This window comes from Luteibacter anthropi (assembly GCF_011759365.1).
Taxonomy (GTDB): domain Bacteria; phylum Pseudomonadota; class Gammaproteobacteria; order Xanthomonadales; family Rhodanobacteraceae; genus Luteibacter; species Luteibacter anthropi.
In genome coordinates this window covers 97119-115884 of sequence record NZ_JAARLZ010000004.1, presented here as the reverse complement: position 1 = coordinate 115884, position 18766 = coordinate 97119, and the positions used below count along the sequence as shown (strand labels likewise).

The following is an 18766-nucleotide window of genomic DNA, read 5'->3' as shown; positions in this document are numbered from 1 at the left end:
TCCTCTTATTCGGTTGTAACCAACGACGAGGAAGCGTGTCGCCACACCGAACGGGTCACCTCCTGCCAGTACCCGCCAAAGACATCGCGGGAACTCAACCGGCCGTAAAGGTGGTGCAGGATCAATCCGTCGCCGAGGTAGATCGCCGCATGGTTTGGCACCAGGTTCGCTGCTCTTATCTGCATCAGGATCACATCGCCGGCGATAACGGATTCAAGATCGATGCGAAAGAAGCCCGCGCTTTCCATGGCGCGATCGCCATATAGATCGGAGTGACCGTCGTTCCACCAGTCGTCGGCCCGATAGGGATCGGGCAGGGATACACCGCGCTCCATCGCATACCAATCCCTGACCAGTGCCCAGCAATCCAAGGTACCGTGCGACCAGGAGCGTCCCACCAGGGGTGCCTTGTATCCCGTCGGCTCCACGATATGCGTATCGGTCACCACGGGACACGATGCTCCCGGCATCACGCTGACGATGATCCAGGGAATACCCGATGCCTCGCACTGCACGAGGTCGGCCTCTGAAGGACGCGCCGGCACATCGGGGTGGGAATGCACGATGGCGACGATCTCACCCGCATCGTCGGCCATCGCGTAGTCCTGTGGACAAAGCACGAAGTGGGCTTTCGGGTCGGCCGCTACATTCCGGCAAGGCATGTAGCGCTCCCTGCCCTTGCGTACGACAACCAGGCCGCAGCTCTCACTGGGATAATCGGCGAGTGCGTGGCCATGGATCGCCGCTCGCGTTTCGGGCGTCATTTGATCAGCGCCGCCGCCGGGAACGAACCATAAGGCAACTCGTCGTTCGGCCACTGCCTCATCTTGCACGATGAAATCCGCCCGCCACAACGATCCAGCGACGGATCGCTCGTGGGCGTATCGTCGGCGGTAGCCACCGCAGGACCGGTGTAACCGCAGTTCGGCCCCCGATACCCACCGATCGCCAGCCAGCTGCAGACGTTGGCAACGATCTGCCGACGGGGGAGCTGGCGATTGCCGAAGTCCATCGGGCTTGAAAGCTCCCAGGTCACCTGCGTCTTGTCCTCGGCGGAGCGGCGTTCGATGAACCACAACTCCGGCGCGACCTCCTGCTCGGGATCGGCCGTGGCATTGCCCCCTGGGAAATTGACGGCGTCGAGATATCGCCCGAGCGTCCGGCGACGCGTAAGGCGAGCACCGACAAGGTCCTGGTAAGCCAGGCAAAGAGCTGTCATCCGGCCATCCACGTTACCCGCGCTCAACGTCGGCACGGGCGGCTGCTCGGGATCAAGGCGAAAGCCACGGGTTTCTACGGGCCACGGCTCATACGCAATACCCTGCCAGGTGATCGGTCCAAGCTGCGTATAGCCGTGAAAGTGCAGAACATCACCCGCACCACCACCGGTGATCGGTCGAGCGTCCAGTTCGAACAGCTCGACCCAGGCACCCGGTTGCAGCGTCTGGATATCGGCAAATAAGGTCACGGTGCGAAGTCCTCTTCAAAGACCGCGGTGAGCGTGGTGAGACCCGCTATGGCCGGGGTCTCGCTATACGTCTCGCAAACATAACGCCCCTGTACACCGTTGGGTGGAGCCCAGAGGAATGCACGGGCACCGGCATGCGCGTCGAGAAATGCCTTGATGGGCTGGATCTCATCGTCATAACGATCAGCGACCGTAATGTTCCAGCGGCGGCTCGAGCTATTGATGCCGTCCTGGACGCGCTGCGTATAACCGTCGCCGAACGCGGTCTTGTTCACGCGGAACGTGGTCGTGCCGTTGGTACCGGCATCCACGGCGAAATCGAATACATCAGACACGGCCATTGGCCCTCCACAATTTTCCGCCCGGCTGAAGGTTCCTGGCGACCACCTGTTCCGCGACCGCCTGCATCTGCTGCCCCATCTCGCGGCCGAAGCCGTCCGCGTCGTGCGATGTCATGCCACCGGATACGCCACCATCGCTACCCACGTTCACGGTGACGGCGACCTGGGCGTTGGACGCTCCCACGTCGGGTGCAGAGAACGCCATGGGTGCTGCGAACGACGCCGGTACGATCGACGAGGTATCCACACTCGGCGATGCATACGACTGCATGAGGTTGAACCCGCTAAAATCGGAGCTTGTGCCGGAGCCAAGGCCGTACAGGCTGCCCAGCCCGGCACTCGAACCGGTACCATCGCCCGCCCAGCTCGTGGAAAGCGAACCCGGACCACTGTATTCACCACCCGTGAGGCTGAAATTACTGGGTGAATCGATGCTGTTCCTTGGCAGAAACAGATTGATGGCATAACTGAGCAGGCCTGCCGCCAGGCGACTGGCTTCCAGCTTCGCCACTTCCGTGAGGATGCTGGTTACCAACCCCTTGATGTTCGCCTTGCCTTTCAATGCCGCCGATGCAAGGACATCGGCCAGGCCGGTGTTCAGGTCACCGACCACCTTGGTGAACACGCCCGCGGAATCCGCCGCCTTGGCCGCCAGATCCTCCATCGTTTTCTGCGCGACGTCTGCCAGGTCCTTTGAATCTTTCTTGGTTTCCTTGCCGGTTCGCGCGCCTTTGAGCTGGTCTGCCAGCTTGTCGAACTGGGTGGAAGCAGGACCCAGCGCCTGGGACAGGGACTTGAACGCCGTTTCGGCGGCAGACGCAACGTCCTTCAGGGTATCCAGCATGCTTGTTGCGCTTGCCGCCGACGCGCTGTCGACGGTGACGGCAAGACGAGCGACTTCGTCCGTCATGATGACCTCATATGCTTACGGCTCGCCAGAGCACATCGATCTGCTCGATGGCCTGGACCTGCCAGGGTCGCAAGGAGACGCCTTCCAGTCGCTGGAAGGCGTCGATGTCGCCCAGGGTGATCGGATCGACGCCTGTGGAGCGGCAGCGCTGGCGCGACAACCGCCTGAACACATCGACGAGAAATCCGAAACCTTCGGGGCATGCTCCGTGCGCGGTCAACGCCAACGGCTTCCTGCCGGTGGTTTTCCAGTGCGCATGGAGGTGTTGCCGGATGGTCCGCGTGCCGCGGACCCGGTCGAGCTTCAGTTCACCTTCGATCCATCGGAGGAAGGTGTCGAACCTTTGCCGAAAAAACGCTCGTCCTCCATGGCGACGCGATCCACCTGTTCCGCGACCAGCTGCGCTTCGGCCAGGAAAGCCGCCACGTTCTCCGGCGTACACGGCATTTCGAAGTTCCAGCCTGAGATGAGACTGGAAATGAGCGCCACGCGATCGGCTTCGTGCTGTGCATCGCTGGCCTTGCCATGCTCCGCGATGCGATCGCGGATCTGGTTGAGCTTGGCCCGATAGGCATCGCAACGATAGTTGCGGACGACCAGGTAGCGATCACTCGGCGTACCGTCAGGCAAGGCCAGCGGCAGGCGGATGCCTTCGTTGGAGACTTTTCGGGTAGCGAAGGCAGCCATATCGGCTGCGACCGTTGCGAGGTGGGTGGTGTCGGTCACGTCGTAATCCATGATGAGAGGTTGATGTCGGTCGACCGGGCCCGCGGGGCCCGTCAGTTACCGCCCGGTGCAGCCGCCGCCACGCGTCGGATCATCAGTTCCGTCGTGGAGGTTGCGTCATACAGGGAGCGGAAGTTGAGCTGCTGGACACCGAGGTCGTCGGCATTGAAGGTGTCCTTCGCCGAAGTGAAGCGCTCGCGCGGCAGGGTCAGCACGTAGCTGTTGCCGCCACTGGCCTTGTCGGCCATGGTGACGACCATCGCCGTGTCGACTTCGTTGCGGTACTTGTCCTTGAGCGCCGCATCTTCGATGTACGCGGAGAGATCGCCGGTCACGTCGATCATGCCGATCTTCATCGCATAGGCGGGACGCTTGAACAGGCCATACTTGGCTTCGATGTTGTTGGCGAGCGTGATGTTCAGTTCGGTCGCGGCACCCAGCGGAGCGGCATCGAGATCGAGCGAACCTTCGAAGGTGGTCATGTAGTCGCTGGTGGACGGCGTGGCGAACGTGGAACCTGCCGGCACGGTGTACGACTCTTCTGCCTTGCCGACAACCGAGAACGTCACCGTGATCTTCTCCTGCAGCGGACAGGCGAACTTCAGCTGGTTGATCTGGCAGCCGCGATAGATCGTGTCGACATTGATATCGAGGTTGCGCTTGAGGATGGCGAAGCTACGCCGTGTCGCGCCAGTCTTCAGTACGTCCGAAGCCCAGGTGCCACAGAACGCGGCTTCGAGCAGGTCGTCGAACGAACCGTAGGACAGTTCGGCGGCAATATCACCGCTGACGCTCGTGGCGCCCCGGCGTGCCGAACGACGGTGGCGGTCCGCCGCCAGTTCATTGGACTGGATCTCGTTGGCCTGTTCCACCAGGCCGTTCTGGGTGAGTCGGAGGGGCTTGAACGCCGGGGTGGCAGGCGTGGTGCCGTCGGCGTTCTCGAGGACGAAATAGTAAGCGGCGCGAGCGCCCGATGCGGCAATGCCAGCAGTCATGTACGAATTCTCCCGAATAAAGAGATGACGCGAAGCCACCCGTCCATGGGGATGGGAAGGCATGTGGAAGACCAGCCTCACGGCCGGAAGGAGAGCGAGCGATGTATCGCTCGATGGCAACGGCCTTCTCGCCTGTGGATGAGGCGAGAAGGACATCGTTTCAGCGAAGCCTCGGGTCCGTTCTTGACCAGACAGGCAATAAAAAACCCGCAAAGGCGGGTTCAGGGACGATAGTTCGTCGGGTATCGCAAATGCCGTGGTCCGGTGACGAAATCACCCCACGATGAAATTCTCGCGCAGATCTAAACCTTGTCAACACCCTGGACGGACGATTTTCCGCGTCGCCTTCGGTGATCCACGGATGCCATCGCAGGCGGGATACGTATCCCCTGGGAACGCATGCGGGCCTTGGTGCTTTCTATACAAAGAAATTCCATTTTCGCGCTGGCGAACGACTTTCCCCGCACGTGCAGGCGCTGGTTCGCTAGCAGCTCCTTCAATGATGCATCGTTCATTCTCTTTCCTTCGTCAGAATGGACTGGAGTCCACGGACTTGTGCGTCGCATTCGACGGCGGCTCGAACAATTCGTCCCGCACTTTGCGCTCGGTCTGCGGTGCCTGCATCAGTTCTCGCGGCACGGGTGGCAGCCAGGGCTTTGCCGGCGAGCATCTGGGTGGCCCAGCGGTCGCGCAGGCGCAGAGTGCCAGCGCGAAGATCGGCGATGACGCGATCAGCTTCGGTCTTTGCATGTTGCCGTTCTTCCTCGTAGTGGGCGGCCACCTGGTCGAAGGCAGCCGCCTGGTTCCGTTCCCGCTGTAGCTGGGCCTGGTTTGCCACATCCCGTTCTTCGGCGGCACGTTTCTGGAACGCGGCCAGTTGTGCGTCAGCGCGAAGACTTTCGATTCGGTGCCCGGCTGTATAAGCCAGCGCGATACAAAGAAGGAAGCCTGCGGTTCCTGCGATGCGAACGCTGGTCATGGCTTGCGCTCACATAGGGCACGTTCCTCAGAACGACGCCTCACCAGGCCAGGCAGCACGCGCCCGTCTGCGTAAATCCATCTCGACAGTTCACCACACATGCTCATCAGATCGCCGGCATTCGCCTTTCGCTGGAGACTCGATCCGCAAACCAGCGATGGCCCGGCATTCATCACGGCCGACATCAGGGCCGCCCGCTGGTTGTCGTTGAGTCGAACCGATATACAGCGATTGATCGCGTCGTTGGCTTCGTCCAGATCCGCACGAAGCCAATCGTCGCACTGCTTCCGCGTCGCAGTGTCGCCTTCCTTGACGTTGCGTGTATGCCCTTTGCAGATGGTCCACGGTGCACCGCGAGTGGCCGGATCGGGATAGGCCACGTAGCGTGTACCTTCGAACTGCGCGACCAGTGCAACGGCTGCCGTCACCACAACGGCCGTCACGGTTCCGAGCGAGCGGCCGTTCATGGCGCCAGCCTCTTGTAGTGCCATTCCCTCCACCATTTCCAGGCGAGGTAGGCGCCCTGCATGAGCAGGAAGGCCAGGGTGCCGATATAGGTCCAGTCCTGCAGTGAGTAACCGCTGGCTGAGGCGGTGACGACGGCAGCGGGTGGGGTAAGTCTTGCCAGGGCAACGCCGGATTCGGCCGCCAGGTCCTTAGTGATCATGGTGCTCCCGGTAATGGAGCGAGTCGAACTCGCACAAGATGCGTCACGACCTCGGGTCGTGACGTGACGGGTGGGGATATCGGGGCTGCGCGATGGGGCGGCCAAAAAAAAAGCCCCGCGAAGGCGGGGCATATGAAGTCGATGGTGAAAGTTTCTCGCAGTTTGAAACCTTGTCAAGCGTGGTTTGCCTACGCGGCGAAACGCGCCTTTCGCGCTGCGAGTGCCAGTGCATCTTCCGCCATGCGTTCGAGCACACAGGCGCCGGCGGCGACGAGGTTGCGCCAGTCGGCTTCGGCCATGCCGGCAGGCATGGCCGGGCACGGGGTGCCCATCACGACATGATAAGCCGCCATGCTCACGTGCCCCAGGCACGCGCGATTTCGTCGCACCAGCACTGAACGATCGCGACCGAGGGCCTTGCCCAGGGCCGCACAGACGCGGCCGTAGTGACCTGCCCTCCCCGTCGCGATGTCGAATGCGATATCCGGGCCGATATCCTCCGCATGCGCACGGCCGAAGGAAAGCGCCGCGGCGATCATGTGATCGCCGGGAATGCCGTTGCGGTAGCGTGGGCCGCCACCGGAAGACTCGCGCCATGTCGTATGCCCCACCAGCGCATGCACCCGCTCGCGGAATGACGCATGGGAAACGTCGCTTGAAATCGTCATGGCTCTCTCCTTCTCGATGGGTACGTCGTCATGCAGGCCTGCCGCGTAGGGAATCAGGCGTCGCGTCGTTTCTTCAGGTGTTCTTCGGCGCAGTCGGAGCAGAAGCGCCATGTCACGCCCGTGGAGGTGACATGGGCGGGAACCACGCCGCAGGCTTCGCAGTCGGGAATGAAGCGGGGACGTGCCGCGTGACGGTGGAGCGCGGCTTCCCGCGCGATGGATTCATAGGATTCGGCGCGATCAAGATCGTCCATGGCGTTCTCCGGACAATGGAGTGGAATCGACGCGGGACATCCCCGTGGAGCGGCCCGCGCGGTATCGACAGGTCCGGCATCGCTGCAGTCGATCGTCCTGTCCTTCGCGAACCTTATTTATACGATTCGCATCGTGAATAACAATACATATCGTATAATACGAATGCAAGCCCGCGCTTAGGCTGGGAACCACCCCTGAAAGCCGCGCGTACCAAGCGTCTCAATCTATGAGCAAGATATCTGCGAATCTCACAGCACGGCGAGACGCCCTCGGACTCAAGAACGACGATGTACTGGCGGAACTCAGCCGCCGCGGCATCGAGCGTGCTTACTCCACCGTCGCGTCATGGTTCAACGGCACCAGGGGGTCGCGCTGGGATATGGAAGAGCTGAAAGCACTATTGGACGTACTCCAGACCGATCTGGACTCGATCACCGAGGGTCAGGTGGAGCTCGTGGAAGAAAAGCTGCCAGCAGCGACGGCGCGCGAGATGCGCGGGCTCAGCGATGAGCAGCAGCAGGCCGTTCTGGCGATGGTCCGGGCCATGCGGGGGGGCTCCGGCACGTCGAAGTAGCCCAAAGGAGCGCTGTCACCTTACGGACTTCCGCGGCTGCGGAAGCAAGGTAAAACCGCTCTCTTTATGACAAGTCACGCTTTTTAGTGAACGCAGCATAAACAAACTATGCAGTACGCATACGGTTTGACGTGATTTTATACAAATCGTATTGACGTCATTCTATGCATTTCGTATTCTACTTTCGCACCGACCGTCCCGGTCGGTTACGGGAGAGAATCATGATGAAGGGCATGCACCCGACCCTGGCGAAAGCGCTCGCTCCGTTCGCACCGCCTGCATCCGGACGCGGTAACGAGAACTTCCTTCGGCTGCCATTCGACGTGGAATTGCGCGACGGCTCGCTGGTGGAAGCCCATCCCCGTGACGTAGCCGTGGTCTTTGACACCATCATTGACGAGCACATGGAAGAAATCGTCGCGAAGCTCACGACGATGACCCACGAACGCATCGATCGCGACTCCGTGGAAACCGCCATCGACAGGTATTCGATCTGAACTCTGGCATCGAAAACGCCAGCCATGGAGCAAGAGATGAGTGAACGACACTGCGGCCGCCTGGGCAAGCACACCACGGCGACCTGCGCCAGTCGTGCGGCGGCGGCGATTCTTACCTTTGAATCCGCACGGGCCGTCTGCGTGGGACCCGATGGCATGGTAACGGTCGAATATCCGGGTACGGCTCCCGATGACGAACTGGTCGGCATCTACACGCGTGATGGCGACGACCTCGCAGAACGCATCGAAGAAGATCTTGAAGATGCCGTAAAGCGCCGCCGCATACGCGGAGGCACGCATCATCGTCACCGCGTCAAGCCGACGCGCCGCCTGGGCTGACGGGGCCGCTCTTGCAGGAGTGCGCCTTGCGCGCGACATCCCCACTATGCGTCGTGTTCAGCGGAAGGACTGGACGATGACGCTACCGAGGAAACAGCCTACGGCGCCGACAATGCCGGGGAGGCTTGCCGGTGCGGGAATCGGAAGACGCAGCCAGGCGAACAGGGCACCGACTACGAGTCCGGTCGCGAGTGCGATCAAGGCCGTGGTCATGCGATCTCTCCGAGAGGGACATAGCGATCGAGAAAGGCGAGCAGCTGGGCCTCGATGAACTGCGCAGTGGTTTCGTCGCAGATGCGTCCGCCACGAATCTTTTCGCCTGCATGCGTTACTACCATTTCTTTCATGGGCGGCAGTTCACACAACATCGAGGCCAGTGTTTCACGCAGCTGGCATTGAGCGCGTACACCACCGAGCGTACCTGCCGACTGAGTGACGAAGAATACCGGCTTACCCATCATGCAGCTGGCCCTGACCGGACGCGAGAGCCAGTCCAGGGTGTTCTTCAGTACACCGGGAATGCCGTGGTTATATTCGGGTACGGCGAGGACAACCGCGGCAGCAGCCTCTACTTTGGCACGCGCCTGTAGTACGGCCGCCGGAAGTGCGCTGGCCTCGAGGTCGGCGTTGTAGTGCGGCAGTTCGCCGATGTCCAGCGTGGACCAGGCGACGTTATCCGGAAGCATGTCGGCAATGCTGGCCAGGATGCCATCGGAGTGCGAGCCGGAGCGCAGGCTCCCGGAGATACCAAGAATACGGGTGGGGCACATGACGATTTACCTTTGGTAGACGATGGGAGTACGTTAGGCGAAACAAAGAAGCCTTTATTTCGCCAATCGGCCAAATCGTTTTGTCGCCCGGTCACGATGCCCTCGACTCCCGCCATGCCCGTTTTCCGCGCTAACAGGGTTACCCACCCCGCGGGCGCAGAGGTTCATCTGCACACGCATCACGAGGGCCAGCTCACGCTCGCACTTGATGGGACGGTCCGCATCCAGGACCACGCCGGATGGCATCTGGCGACACCGGGCACGGCTGTGTGGGTACCACCCCGGCACGAGCACGCGGCCAGTTATCCAAAGGTGTGCGAACTGATCCGCATGCATCTGCCGGCGGAGGACGCAAGGGCGCTGCCCGATCATTGCGTGCTGTTACCCCTCTCGGGCCTCGCCCTTGAACTGGTCAAGCGAACGGCATGGCTGGGCATCGCGGATGATCGCGAACGCGATCTCATACGCGAGCTTCTGGTCGTTCAGCTGGAGCAGTACAAGGCAGGTTCGATGCTTTCGATACCTGACGGCAGCGACAAACGCGTACGAAGCATCACTCGCTATCTGCGCGAGCATCCTGCTTCGTCCGAATCACTTGCCGAACTGGCGGTGCGCGTCGGCACGAGCGAGCGCACGCTGGCGCGAAAGTTTCAGGAGGATACCGGCCTTGGTTTCCGCCAGTGGCGTGATCGCATGCGAGTGGTGATGGCCATCGAGCACATGATCCAGGGAGAGCCACTGATCGCAGTGGCACTGGATGTGGGTTATCGCAGTGCCAGTAGTTTCTCCACGGCCTTCGCGCGCCTCATGGGTGTACCGCCCGGCGAATATCTTAAGGAGCTCGGGCTTTAGTCGAGCCGAAGCTTTCGACGAAGCCCGGATATCCCTACGTTTCGCGAGATAACCTGGTCGCCGTTTTTGTGCATTTGATCCCTTTGCATAACGCAAGAAATCACGAATACCCTACCCCGCTACAGGGAACAGGTCGTTCTTCCACGGAAACGACAAGGGCGTTTTTCATGATCCCCGCCATGCCATCCTCGATGCCCGCGGATCGACTGATCCGCGATTTCGCGTCGGTGGGGGCCGACGCCCATACGTGCCCACGGTACATGCGAGGCCGTGACGCGCACATGTCCATCTAGGGAGGAAGTATGCGACTTCGTATTACCTTGCTTGCCGCTGCCGTGTTCGGCATCGTCGGTTCGGCGTCTGCCGCCGACGTCGATCGCCAGGCCGTCATCGACCGGGCCCTCAGCCTCGTCAACGCCCATCCCGACAGCTTCAGCCTGCCTGCGACCAATCTGTCGCGCTCGGCAAGGACGCTGTCACTCTCGACGTCGCAGGCGACGTCCGGTTCCGACCAGTTCAAGGCCCGCGATGTCATCGTGGATGCCGATGGCACGGAGCACGTACGACTGGATCGCTTCTTCGGTGGTCTTCCTGTCATTGGCGGCGATGTCGTTTCGCACTCGCGCAGCGGCGTGCTCAACAGCGTGAGCATGAAGCTCGCCACCGCGAAGCGTCCTTCGGTGACGCCGAAGATCAGCGCCGACCAGGCGCGTGTCGAAGCGGCCGCCGCTTTCCCGGGCGACATCAATGGCGTGCCGGAAACGTCGCTGGCACTGTATGCACGTGGCGTTGCGCCGACCCTCGCTTATCAGGTGCATGTGCTCGGCGAACGTAACGACGGCGTGCCCATCGGCGACATCATCTACTACGTGGATGCGCAGACCGGCACGATCCTCGGCCTTGACGACCAGGTGGAAACGGCAGCGGCCCAGGGCACGGGTAAGTCGCTCACGCTGGGCAATGTCAGCATCACCACGAATTCGGTGAGCGGCGGCTTCCAACTGGTCGATCCGTCGCGCGGCAATGGCGCGACCTACGATGCGCACAATCCGTCGGATGTCTTCAACACCTCGTCGGCCACGCTGTATACCAGCACGACCAATACGTGGGGCAACAACGCCACGTCCGACCGTGCCACGGTGGGTGCGGATATCTACTTCGGCGTCGCTGCCACGTGGGATTACTACAAGAACGTGCATGGACGCACCGGCATCTTCAACGACGGCAAGGGCGTGAAGTCGTATGCGCATGTCGGTCAGAACTACGTCAATGCGTTCTGGTATGCCAGTACGAAGAGCATGTACTACGGCGACGGCAACATCAGCCAGGGTTACCTGCCGCTGGTGGCACTCGATGTGGCCGGCCATGAGATGAGCCATGGCGTGAACAGCGCCACGGCCAACCTCGGCTACTACAGCGTGAAGGATAGCGGCGGTCTCAACGAGGCTAACTCCGACATCCTCGGCACGCTGGTCGAGTTCAACGCCAACGTACCGGGGCATCCGGGCAACTACCTGATCGGCGAAGCGGTGTATTCCAGCAACCCGAACGGCACGAAGGCACTGCGCCTGATGTTCAAGCAGGACGCCGACGGCCGCTCGTTCAGCTGCTATCCGTCGGGCGGCTTCACCGCCTCGAAGACCACCCAGGGTGGTGTCTACGATCCGCACTACAGCTCGGGTGTGGGCAACCGCTTCTTCTACCTGCTGGCGGAAGGCCCGGTGGTGCCGAGCGGCTTCAACTACCAGCCGAAGGATCTGGTCTGCAACGGCAACACCAGCTTCGCCGGTATCGGCCGGGATAAGGCGGGCAAGATCTGGTACCGCGCGCTGAGCGTGTACTTCACCTCGACAAGCACCTATCCCGATGCACGTGCTGCCACCATCAAGGCGGCGAACGATCTCTATGGTGCGAATTCCACGGAGTCGCAGGCCGTTGCCACCGCATGGAGCGCGGTGTCGGTCAACTAAGCGGGAAACGCGGGGCGGCTTATGCCGCCCCGTCTTCGGCCACGGTATCGAACGTGGTGTGCGCACGGAAGCCGAGCGAGATCACCAGCGTTGCAAGCAACAACACGAGCGCGCTGGCGAGGAACACCGCCTTTACACCGGCCGCGTCGAAGACCACGCCACCCATGGCCGCACCCGTGGTGATGGCAAGCTGTACCGCCGCTACCATCAGGCCGCCGCCACTCTCCGCTTCATCCGGCACGATACGCGTGACCCAGGTGGTCCACGCGACGGGAATGGCACCGAAGGCCATGCCCCACAGCGACACCATCACGGCGTGGAACATCGGCATGGTGCCAGAAGCGATCAGCATCAGTGCAATCAAGGCCATACCGAAAGGCATGATCACCAGCGTCACCCAGAGACTGCGCTCCAGCAGCAGGCCGGTCAGTGACGTGCCCACGAAGTTCGCGACACCGAAGCCCAGCAGGATCGCCGACAGTCCGTTGACGCTGACACCGGTCACCGTTTCAAGGAACGGACGCAGGTAAGTGAAGAACGCGAAGTGCCCGGTGAACACCAGGATGCAGGCAAACATGCCGCGTGCCACGCCCTGGCGCTTCAGCACCTGCACCAGCGTGCCCAGGTTGGTATTGCCGTTCGATGCCATGCTCGGCAGCGCGACGAGCTTCCAGGCAAAGGCCACGGCACCGATGCCCGCCGCGATCAGGAACACCGCACGCCAGCCGATCAGGCCGCCGAAATAGCTGCCCAGCGGTGCTGCCGCGATGGTCGCCAGCGAAACGCCGCTGAAGAGGATGGACAGCGCGCGCGGGATGTAGGCCTCCGGCACCAGGCGCATGGTCGTGGCCGCCGCCATCGTCCAGAAGCCACCCAGTGCGATACCAAGCACCACGCGTGCAGCGAGCACGACCGGCAGGCTCGGCGCAAAGGCCACCATGAAGTTGGAGGCGAGCAATAGCACCGAAAAGCCCAGCAGCACGTAGCGCCGGTTGAGGTTACGGGTAGCCGAGGCGGTGAACAGGCTGGCGATCATGGCGACGACGGCGGTCACCGTCACCGTCTGGCCGGCCACGCCCTCGGTCACCCCGAGGCTGGCAGCCATGGGAGTGAGGAGGCTTGCGGGCAGGAATTCGGCCGTTACCAGGCCGAACACACCGAGGGTCATGGAAAACACGGCTGCCCAGTTGGCTTTTTCGGGCGCGACGCCGCCTTCCGGGGAGGAAATGGCTGGATTCATGGCTATAGGGAATGAGAAAAGACTGAGGTTAGTTTAGGGGCGCGCAGCCGGACGGTCTATGACATAGAATCCGCACTTATTGATCCATCGTCCGGAACACCCATGGTCGCCTACGTTTCCCAGCCGCCTGCCGATGCCGACCCCGCCAGCGAACTCCTGCTGGGCATGCGGCTGGTGGGCGTGAAATACCGTCGCGTGGAGATGCCGCGGCCGTTCGGGCTCGACTTCGGCGAGCTGCCGGACCGGGCACAGTTTCATTTCGTGGGCCAGGGGCCTGTCTGGCTGCGCAGTGCATCGGGCCAGCTGTATGAACTGAATACGGGAGACGCGGTGCTGCTGCCGCGCGGTGGCGAACACCAGATCCTGTCGTCTCCCGACGTATCACCCTGCAAGGATCTCTCGATCTTCCACAGCGTGCCCATCTGCCCCACCGTGGAAAGTTGTGCACAGAAGGATGTCCCGGTAGAGCACGATGGCGCGCTTCTTTTCAGCGCATGCATGGAGTTCGACCTGGGCAGCATGCAGATGCTGGTGAGCTCGATGCCCGAGGTGATGCTGGTCGGCACCCTGCTCGATCGCTACCCGGAGCTATGCGCGATGCTTGCGGCCATGGAGCGTGAGTCGCTTACACGTCGCGCTGGCTTCGCCGGCATTCTTGCCCGTCTTGCCGACGTGGTCTCGGCCTTTATCGTGCGCGGCTGGGTGGAATGCGGCTGCGGCGATGCCACCGGATGGGTGGAAGCCCTGCGCGATCCGCGCCTTGGCAAGGTCATCGTCGCGCTGCACCGCGAACCGGGGCGCAACTGGACCGTGGCAGAACTGGCCGATGAAATGGGCACGTCGCGCTCGGTGTTCGCCGAGCGCTTTCTCGCCGTCACCGGCATGACGCCGGTTCGCTATCTCACCGAGTTGCGCATGCGACTGGCCGCGCAGTGGATCGGTCACGCACGCGAACCGATCGAAAGCGTGGCCTTCCGTCTTGGCTACGGGTCACTGGCCGCGTTCAGCCGTGCATTCAAGCGCACGCTGGGTTATCCGCCGGGCGCCGCGCGTTCGGCGCGGCAGACCGAAGCTCACACGTAACGCGTGGTGTCCTTCTCGCCGGCTTTGGCGAAGCCTTCCGCACGCAGGCGGCAGGCATCGCAATGGCCGCAGGCGCGACCTTCGTCGTCGGCGTTGTAGCAGCTCACCGTCTGCGAGAAGTCCACGCCCAGGCGTACGCCCTCGCGCACGATGTCACCCTTGCCCATGTGCATGAGCGGTGCATGGATGCGGATCCCCGCGCCTTCCACGCCTGCCTTGGTGGCAACGTTGGCCAGCGCTTCGTACGCGTCGATGAAGGCCGGGCGGCAATCCGGATAGCCGGAGTAATCCACAGCGTTGACGCCGCAGAAGATGTCGGTGGAACCAAGCACTTCGGCCCAGCCCAGCGCGATGGACAGCATGATGGTGTTGCGCGCCGGCACGTAGGTCACCGGGATGCCTTCGCCGCCGTCGGCCGGCACGTCGATGTCGTCGGTGAGTGCCGAGCCGCCGATGCTGCGCAGGTCCACGTGCACGGTCTTGTGGCGCTTGGCGCCGAGCATGTTCGATACACGCTCGGAGGCTTCCAGCTCGGAGCTGTGGCGCTGGCCATAGGCGACACTGAGCGCATACACCTCGAAACCCTGCTCACGGGCCATCGCGATCGTGACCGCGGAATCCATGCCGCCAGAGACGAGGATGACGGCCTTGCGGGGAGTGTTCGAGGTATTCATGGCTAGCCCTTGTAGAAATTACTCAATGACCGGCGGCGTCGTTCCATAGCAGCTTGTGCAGCTGCAGCTGGAAACGCACCGGCAGTCGTTCTTCGATGATCCATTCGGCGAGCTCGCGCGGCTCCACCTTGCCCCAGACCGGGGAGAACAGCGGCATCACCTTGCGGTCGAGCGCATGCTCGCGAACCACGTCGCGCGACCATTCGAAGTCGCCGCGGCTGGCGATCACGAACTTGACCTGGTCGTGCGGCAGCAGGTGGTCGAGGTTGGACCACAGGTTGCGCGCACTCTCGCCGGAATCCGGCGCCTTGAGGTCCATGACCTTGCGCACGCGCGGATCGACGCTGGAGACATCGATGGCGCCGGAAGTCTCCAGCGATACGTCATGCCCCGCATCGCACAGCTTGCGCAGCAGGATGAGGCAGCGCTTCTGCGACAGCGGCTCGCCGCCGGTGACGCAGACATGGCGCGCGCCATAGCTGGCCACCTGGGCCACGATGTCGTCGATGTCGTGCCACTGGCCACCGTGGAAGGAATACTCGGTGTCGCACCACACGCAGCGGAGCGGGCAGCCGGTAAGGCGCACGAAGACCGTGGGCCAGCCGATGGCATCGGCCTCGCCCTGCACGGAGTGGAATATCTCGGTGATCCGCAGGCGCCCCCGGACGGGAGCGACCGGCGGAACGCCCGCCGGAGTTGCGGTGTTGCCGTTCATGGGATCAGTTGGCCGTCTGGCGCTGCAGGCGGCGCAGGCGTTCCTGTGCGAGGCCTGCGGCCTTGGTACCCGGATACTTGGTGGTGACCTGCTTCAGCGTGGCAATGGCGGCATCCTGCTGCTTGAGCTCGATCTGGCAATAGCCGACCTTGAGCAGGCCATCGGAGACCTTCTCGCTCTGCGGAAACTGCTTCACCAGGCGCTGGAACGCCTCGATGGCCACCGGGTAGTTCATGGTCACGTAGTACGACTCGCCCAGCCAGTAATAGGCGTTGGGTGCGAGCGGACTGTCCGGGTACTTGGTGAGGAAATCACGGAAACCGCGCGAGGCCGTGACGTAGTCACCCCCACGCAGGGATTTGAACGCGGCATCGTAGGCGGCCTGCTCGGCAGGCGCGGCCTGCCCCGGGCTGCTGGACGCGGCGGCAGGTGCCGGAGCAGCGGCCTGCGGCTGCTGCTGAGCGGCCGGAGCCGGAGCGGAAGCCTGCGGCGCCGGTGCGGTGGCCGGAGCCTGGGCGGGAGCACCGCCCTTTTCCAGACGACCCAGGCGCGAATCGACGTCCGCGTACTGTGCCTTCTGCGAATCCTGGAGTTGCTGGTTCTGGTGCTGCAGCTCCTCGATCTGGCCCTGCAGCTGCGACAGCTGCTGTTGCAGGTCGTTGACCTGGTTGACCAGCGAGGTGTTGCCGGCGTTGGCCTGGCTCTGCTGCTCAAGCCGCGACACGCGGTCGGCGAGGCTGAGGCGATCCTGGGCGATGGCGGGCAGTGCAAAAAGCGTGGCGGACGCAATCGCGCCCGCCACGCCAAGCCTGGCCGTGAAACTGTTAGCCAGAGTCTTCTTCATTACTTACTTCGCGGTGTAGACGATCTCAACGCGACGGTTCTTGGACCAGCAGTCTTCGTTGTGCTCACGGCAGACCGGCTTTTCCTTACCGTAGCTGGTCACGTTGAGCTGGCTGGCCGAACCACCAGCAGCCTGGAGGGCGCTGGAGACGGCATTGCCACGACGCTCGCCGAGGCCCAGGTTGTACTCGCGGGTGCCACGCTCGTCGGTGTTGCCTTCGAGGGTCATGGCGGACTGCGGACGGTCACGCAGGTACTTGGCGTGGCAGGCGATGATCTGCTGGAACTCCGGCTTGACGTCGTTCTTGTCGAAGTCGAAGTAGACAACGCGCTGGCGCAGGCAAGCGTCGGTGTCGAGATCGGACGGCTGGTACTTACCGTCGTTGGTGGGGACCTGGGTCTGGGCGACCGGCTCCGACGGCTGTGCCGGCGGGGTCTTGACCTGCTTCTTGGAGCAAGCGACCGCGCCAACGCAGAGCAGGGCGGCCAGGGTGATGGTAACGGTCTTGTTCATGGGACGTTCCTTCAACAGTTGAGTTCCGACAGTCGATTTACGGTTTCGGGACAGACACCGCCGGTTGTCCGGCTGTTTTTCTACTTGCATCCACGTCGACGGGGCGCTGTCCCGCACCCTACGCCTTCGCTCCGTCAGCCGCCGTCAGGCGACTGCCGGGTGTTCCTTCAATCGTTCGTCCGCAGGAAAAGGCGCGGAAATCTCCGCGCCCTTCCCTGGGACGTTGTTGAAGTCGCTACCCTTTCGGGTGCGCCCTCAACGCTGTCGGTAGGGCCCCCAGGCCGGCTCGCGCACGTCGCCGTCCGAAAGGACCAGGCGCTGACGCACGAGACCGTCTGCCGAAACCGCATACAGGACGCCACGCGTACCCTGCGATGCCGCGTAGAGCAGCATGCTCGCGTTGGGTGCGAAGCTGGGCGAATCGTCCACGTTACCGGGGGAAACGAAGCGCACCTGCCCACCCAGGCTACGGTCCAAGATAGCGATACGATACACGTTCCCGTTGCCCTGCACCATCGCAATCTGCTTGCCGTCGTAGCTCACGTCGGCGCTGGCGTTGAAGCCACCCTGGAAGGTGATGCGGGTGGCGTTACCGCCGCTGATCGAGGTCTGGTAGAGCTGCGGCTTGCCCGAGCGATCGGAGGTGAAAATGATGCTCTGGCCGTCCGGGGTGAAGGTCGGCTCGGTATCGATCGCGAAGTTGTTGGTCAGCCGGGTCTCGGCATGGCTGGCGACGTCGATGATGAAGATCTCCGGGTTGCCCACGTAGGACAGGCTCACCGCCAGCTTGCTGCCATCCGGCGACCAGGCGGGAGCGCTGTTGATGCCCTTCGGGTGCGAGGCGATCAGGCTACGCGAACCCGTGGAGATGTTCTGCACGTACACGGCCGAGTTGCCGCTCTCGAACGAGACGTAGGCGATCTTGCTGCCGTCCGGCGACCAGGCCGGCGAAAGCAGGGACTCACGCGAGCGGGCCACGACCTGCGGATTGAAGCCGTCGGAGTCGGCCACGATCAGCGAGTAGGTGGTGTTGTTGCCCACGCCCACGGCGGTGACATAGGCGATGCGGGTCCAGAAGGCACCGCGGACGCCGGTGATCTTTTCGTAGATCTGGTCGGCGATCTGGTGGGCCACGCCACGCAGGTCACCCGTGGGGGCGGTGAACGACTGGGCCAGCAGGCTCTGCTGGCGGTTCACGTCCCACAGTTCGTAATCGACCTTGACCATGCCGCCGCCGGCATCGCTGATGCGGCCGATGGTGAGGTAGTCCTGCTTGAGCAGGCGCCAGGTGGCGAACTTGATGTCGGAGCCCTGCGACGGGGTCTCGACGATGTCGTTCTTGTCCAGCGAGCGGAACTTGCCGGAGCGGTTGAAATCGGCGCGGATGACGTCGGCCACGTCGGTCGGCAGCGGCGCGCCGCCGGCCTGGGCGAAGGGCACCACGGCGATGGGGGTGGCCGTCTTGAGGCCGCCCACGATATCCACGTTGAGCGACTGGGCGACGGCGGGCCCGGCCACGAAAGCGGTCAACGCGGCCAGGAGGATGACGAGTCGGGAGAGCGTTCTGCGCATGGGCTGGTTCATTGCGACCTGGAGGGAGAGACGGCGACGGAATCTTAACGCGGTAGCCATGCCAAGCATGACCCCTGTCTGAACCACCCCGCCCCGGCCAGGGGCCGGAACGGG

Annotated in this window: 26 protein-coding genes; 6 read left to right on the top strand and 20 right to left on the bottom strand. The window is 62.8% G+C overall.

Annotated elements, in window-relative coordinates; genetic code table 11:
* Window positions 1–5: 5 nt before the first annotated feature.
* From HBF25_RS08570 to HBF25_RS08515, 12 genes are all read right to left on the bottom strand, one after another.
* Window positions 6–764 (bottom strand): C40 family peptidase, encoded by a 759-nt coding sequence (locus HBF25_RS08570; protein WP_166947454.1) that lies wholly within the window; start codon window positions 762–764, stop codon window positions 6–8.
* Window positions 761–1468 carry a phage minor tail protein L gene (locus tag HBF25_RS08565; RefSeq protein WP_166947453.1) on the bottom strand — a complete coding sequence of 236 codons (708 nt, stop codon included), beginning with the start codon at window positions 1466–1468 and terminating at the stop codon, window positions 761–763. Before HBF25_RS08565 ends, HBF25_RS08570 begins: the two co-directional genes overlap by 4 nt.
* Window positions 1465–1803 carry a phage tail protein gene (locus HBF25_RS08560; RefSeq protein WP_208392491.1) on the bottom strand — a complete coding sequence of 113 codons (339 nt, stop codon included), beginning with the start codon at window positions 1801–1803 and terminating at the stop codon, window positions 1465–1467. The genes HBF25_RS08565 and HBF25_RS08560 overlap by 4 nt, the downstream gene beginning before the upstream one ends.
* On the bottom strand, window positions 1796–2719 hold the full coding sequence (locus HBF25_RS08555) for a phage tail tape measure C-terminal domain-containing protein (protein WP_166947451.1): 924 nt from the start codon (window positions 2717–2719) through the stop codon (window positions 1796–1798). Before HBF25_RS08555 ends, HBF25_RS08560 begins: the two co-directional genes overlap by 8 nt.
* Before the next feature lie 7 nt (window positions 2720–2726).
* Window positions 2727–2993: a phage tail assembly chaperone gene (locus HBF25_RS08550; protein ID WP_425483455.1), complete on the bottom strand. Its 267-nt coding sequence runs from the start codon at window positions 2991–2993 to the stop codon at window positions 2727–2729.
* Window positions 2994–3022: 29 nt separating this feature from the next.
* Window positions 3023–3445 carry a hypothetical protein gene (locus tag HBF25_RS08545; protein ID WP_166947449.1) on the bottom strand — a complete coding sequence of 141 codons (423 nt, stop codon included), beginning with the start codon at window positions 3443–3445 and terminating at the stop codon, window positions 3023–3025.
* A gap of 53 nt (window positions 3446–3498) precedes the next feature.
* Window positions 3499–4440, bottom strand: a complete 942-nt coding sequence (locus tag HBF25_RS08540) for a phage tail tube protein (protein ID WP_166947448.1) — start codon at window positions 4438–4440, stop codon at window positions 3499–3501.
* A 511-nt stretch (window positions 4441–4951) separates the two neighbouring features.
* Window positions 4952–5419 (bottom strand): lysis system i-spanin subunit Rz, encoded by a 468-nt coding sequence (locus HBF25_RS08535; protein ID WP_166947447.1) that lies wholly within the window; start codon window positions 5417–5419, stop codon window positions 4952–4954.
* Window positions 5416–5886: a lysozyme gene (locus tag HBF25_RS08530; protein WP_166947446.1), complete on the bottom strand. Its 471-nt coding sequence runs from the start codon at window positions 5884–5886 to the stop codon at window positions 5416–5418. The genes HBF25_RS08535 and HBF25_RS08530 overlap by 4 nt, the downstream gene beginning before the upstream one ends.
* Complete coding sequence (locus tag HBF25_RS08525) at window positions 5883–6086, bottom strand: hypothetical protein (protein WP_166947445.1); 204 nt, start codon at window positions 6084–6086, stop codon at window positions 5883–5885. Before HBF25_RS08525 ends, HBF25_RS08530 begins: the two co-directional genes overlap by 4 nt.
* Before the next feature lie 188 nt (window positions 6087–6274).
* On the bottom strand, window positions 6275–6754 hold the full coding sequence (locus HBF25_RS08520) for a hypothetical protein (RefSeq protein ID WP_166947444.1): 480 nt from the start codon (window positions 6752–6754) through the stop codon (window positions 6275–6277).
* Window positions 6755–6807: 53 nt separating this feature from the next.
* Window positions 6808–7008 (bottom strand): hypothetical protein, encoded by a 201-nt coding sequence (locus HBF25_RS08515; protein ID WP_166947443.1) that lies wholly within the window; start codon window positions 7006–7008, stop codon window positions 6808–6810.
* A gap of 227 nt (window positions 7009–7235) precedes the next feature.
* Between HBF25_RS08515 and HBF25_RS08510 the strand changes: the two genes are divergently transcribed.
* The 3 genes from HBF25_RS08510 (at window position 7236) to HBF25_RS08500 (ending at window position 8419) form a co-directional block, all read left to right on the top strand.
* A complete protein-coding gene (locus HBF25_RS08510; protein WP_166947442.1) occupies window positions 7236–7583 on the top strand; it encodes a hypothetical protein in 348 nt (115 codons plus the stop codon).
* A gap of 221 nt (window positions 7584–7804) precedes the next feature.
* Window positions 7805–8080 (top strand): hypothetical protein, encoded by a 276-nt coding sequence (locus HBF25_RS08505; protein WP_166947441.1) that lies wholly within the window; start codon window positions 7805–7807, stop codon window positions 8078–8080.
* 36 nt (window positions 8081–8116) lie between these two features.
* Complete coding sequence (locus HBF25_RS08500; protein ID WP_166947440.1) at window positions 8117–8419, top strand: hypothetical protein; 303 nt, start codon at window positions 8117–8119, stop codon at window positions 8417–8419.
* A gap of 57 nt (window positions 8420–8476) precedes the next feature.
* On the opposite strand, the gene HBF25_RS08495 is transcribed toward HBF25_RS08500, so the two are convergent.
* On the bottom strand, window positions 8477–8632 hold the full coding sequence (locus tag HBF25_RS08495) for a XapX domain-containing protein (RefSeq protein WP_166947439.1): 156 nt from the start codon (window positions 8630–8632) through the stop codon (window positions 8477–8479).
* A complete protein-coding gene (locus HBF25_RS08490) occupies window positions 8629–9189 on the bottom strand; it encodes an NADPH-dependent FMN reductase (RefSeq protein ID WP_166947438.1) in 561 nt (186 codons plus the stop codon). Before HBF25_RS08490 ends, HBF25_RS08495 begins: the two co-directional genes overlap by 4 nt.
* Window positions 9190–9303: 114 nt before the next feature.
* Here HBF25_RS08490 and HBF25_RS08485 point away from each other — a divergent pair, with 114 nt between their 5' ends.
* Both HBF25_RS08485 and HBF25_RS08480 read left to right on the top strand, forming a co-directional pair.
* Window positions 9304–10041 carry a helix-turn-helix domain-containing protein gene (locus tag HBF25_RS08485; protein ID WP_166947437.1) on the top strand — a complete coding sequence of 246 codons (738 nt, stop codon included), beginning with the start codon at window positions 9304–9306 and terminating at the stop codon, window positions 10039–10041.
* A 302-nt stretch (window positions 10042–10343) separates the two neighbouring features.
* Window positions 10344–12011, top strand: a complete 1668-nt coding sequence (locus HBF25_RS08480) for a M4 family metallopeptidase (RefSeq protein ID WP_166947436.1) — start codon at window positions 10344–10346, stop codon at window positions 12009–12011.
* A gap of 19 nt (window positions 12012–12030) precedes the next feature.
* Here the strand turns inward: HBF25_RS08480 and HBF25_RS08475 are convergent, their stop codons facing one another.
* The gene (locus HBF25_RS08475) at window positions 12031–13251 is read right to left on the bottom strand and encodes an MFS transporter (RefSeq protein ID WP_166947435.1); all 1221 of its coding nucleotides are present in this window, start codon (window positions 13249–13251) and stop codon (window positions 12031–12033) included.
* Window positions 13252–13353: 102 nt separating this feature from the next.
* On the opposite strand from HBF25_RS08475, the gene HBF25_RS08470 reads away from it, so the two are divergent.
* Complete coding sequence (locus HBF25_RS08470; RefSeq protein WP_166947434.1) at window positions 13354–14334, top strand: AraC family transcriptional regulator; 981 nt, start codon at window positions 13354–13356, stop codon at window positions 14332–14334.
* Here the strand turns inward: HBF25_RS08470 and queC are convergent.
* From queC to tolB, 5 genes are all read right to left on the bottom strand, one after another.
* Window positions 14325–15008: a 7-cyano-7-deazaguanine synthase QueC gene (queC, locus tag HBF25_RS08465; protein WP_166947433.1), complete on the bottom strand. Its 684-nt coding sequence runs from the start codon at window positions 15006–15008 to the stop codon at window positions 14325–14327. The genes HBF25_RS08470 and queC overlap by 10 nt on opposite strands.
* Window positions 15009–15030: 22 nt before the next feature.
* Window positions 15031–15723: a 7-carboxy-7-deazaguanine synthase QueE gene (queE, locus tag HBF25_RS08460; RefSeq protein WP_166947432.1), complete on the bottom strand. Its 693-nt coding sequence runs from the start codon at window positions 15721–15723 to the stop codon at window positions 15031–15033.
* A 4-nt stretch (window positions 15724–15727) separates the two neighbouring features.
* Window positions 15728–16567: a tol-pal system protein YbgF gene (gene ybgF, locus HBF25_RS08455; protein ID WP_208392490.1), complete on the bottom strand. Its 840-nt coding sequence runs from the start codon at window positions 16565–16567 to the stop codon at window positions 15728–15730.
* Between the two features lie 3 nt (window positions 16568–16570).
* Complete coding sequence (pal, locus tag HBF25_RS08450) at window positions 16571–17080, bottom strand: peptidoglycan-associated lipoprotein Pal (RefSeq protein WP_166947431.1); 510 nt, start codon at window positions 17078–17080, stop codon at window positions 16571–16573.
* Between the two features lie 255 nt (window positions 17081–17335).
* Window positions 17336–18652: a Tol-Pal system beta propeller repeat protein TolB gene (gene tolB / locus HBF25_RS08445; protein WP_166947430.1), complete on the bottom strand. Its 1317-nt coding sequence runs from the start codon at window positions 18650–18652 to the stop codon at window positions 17336–17338.
* Window positions 18653–18766: the final 114 nt, after the last annotated feature.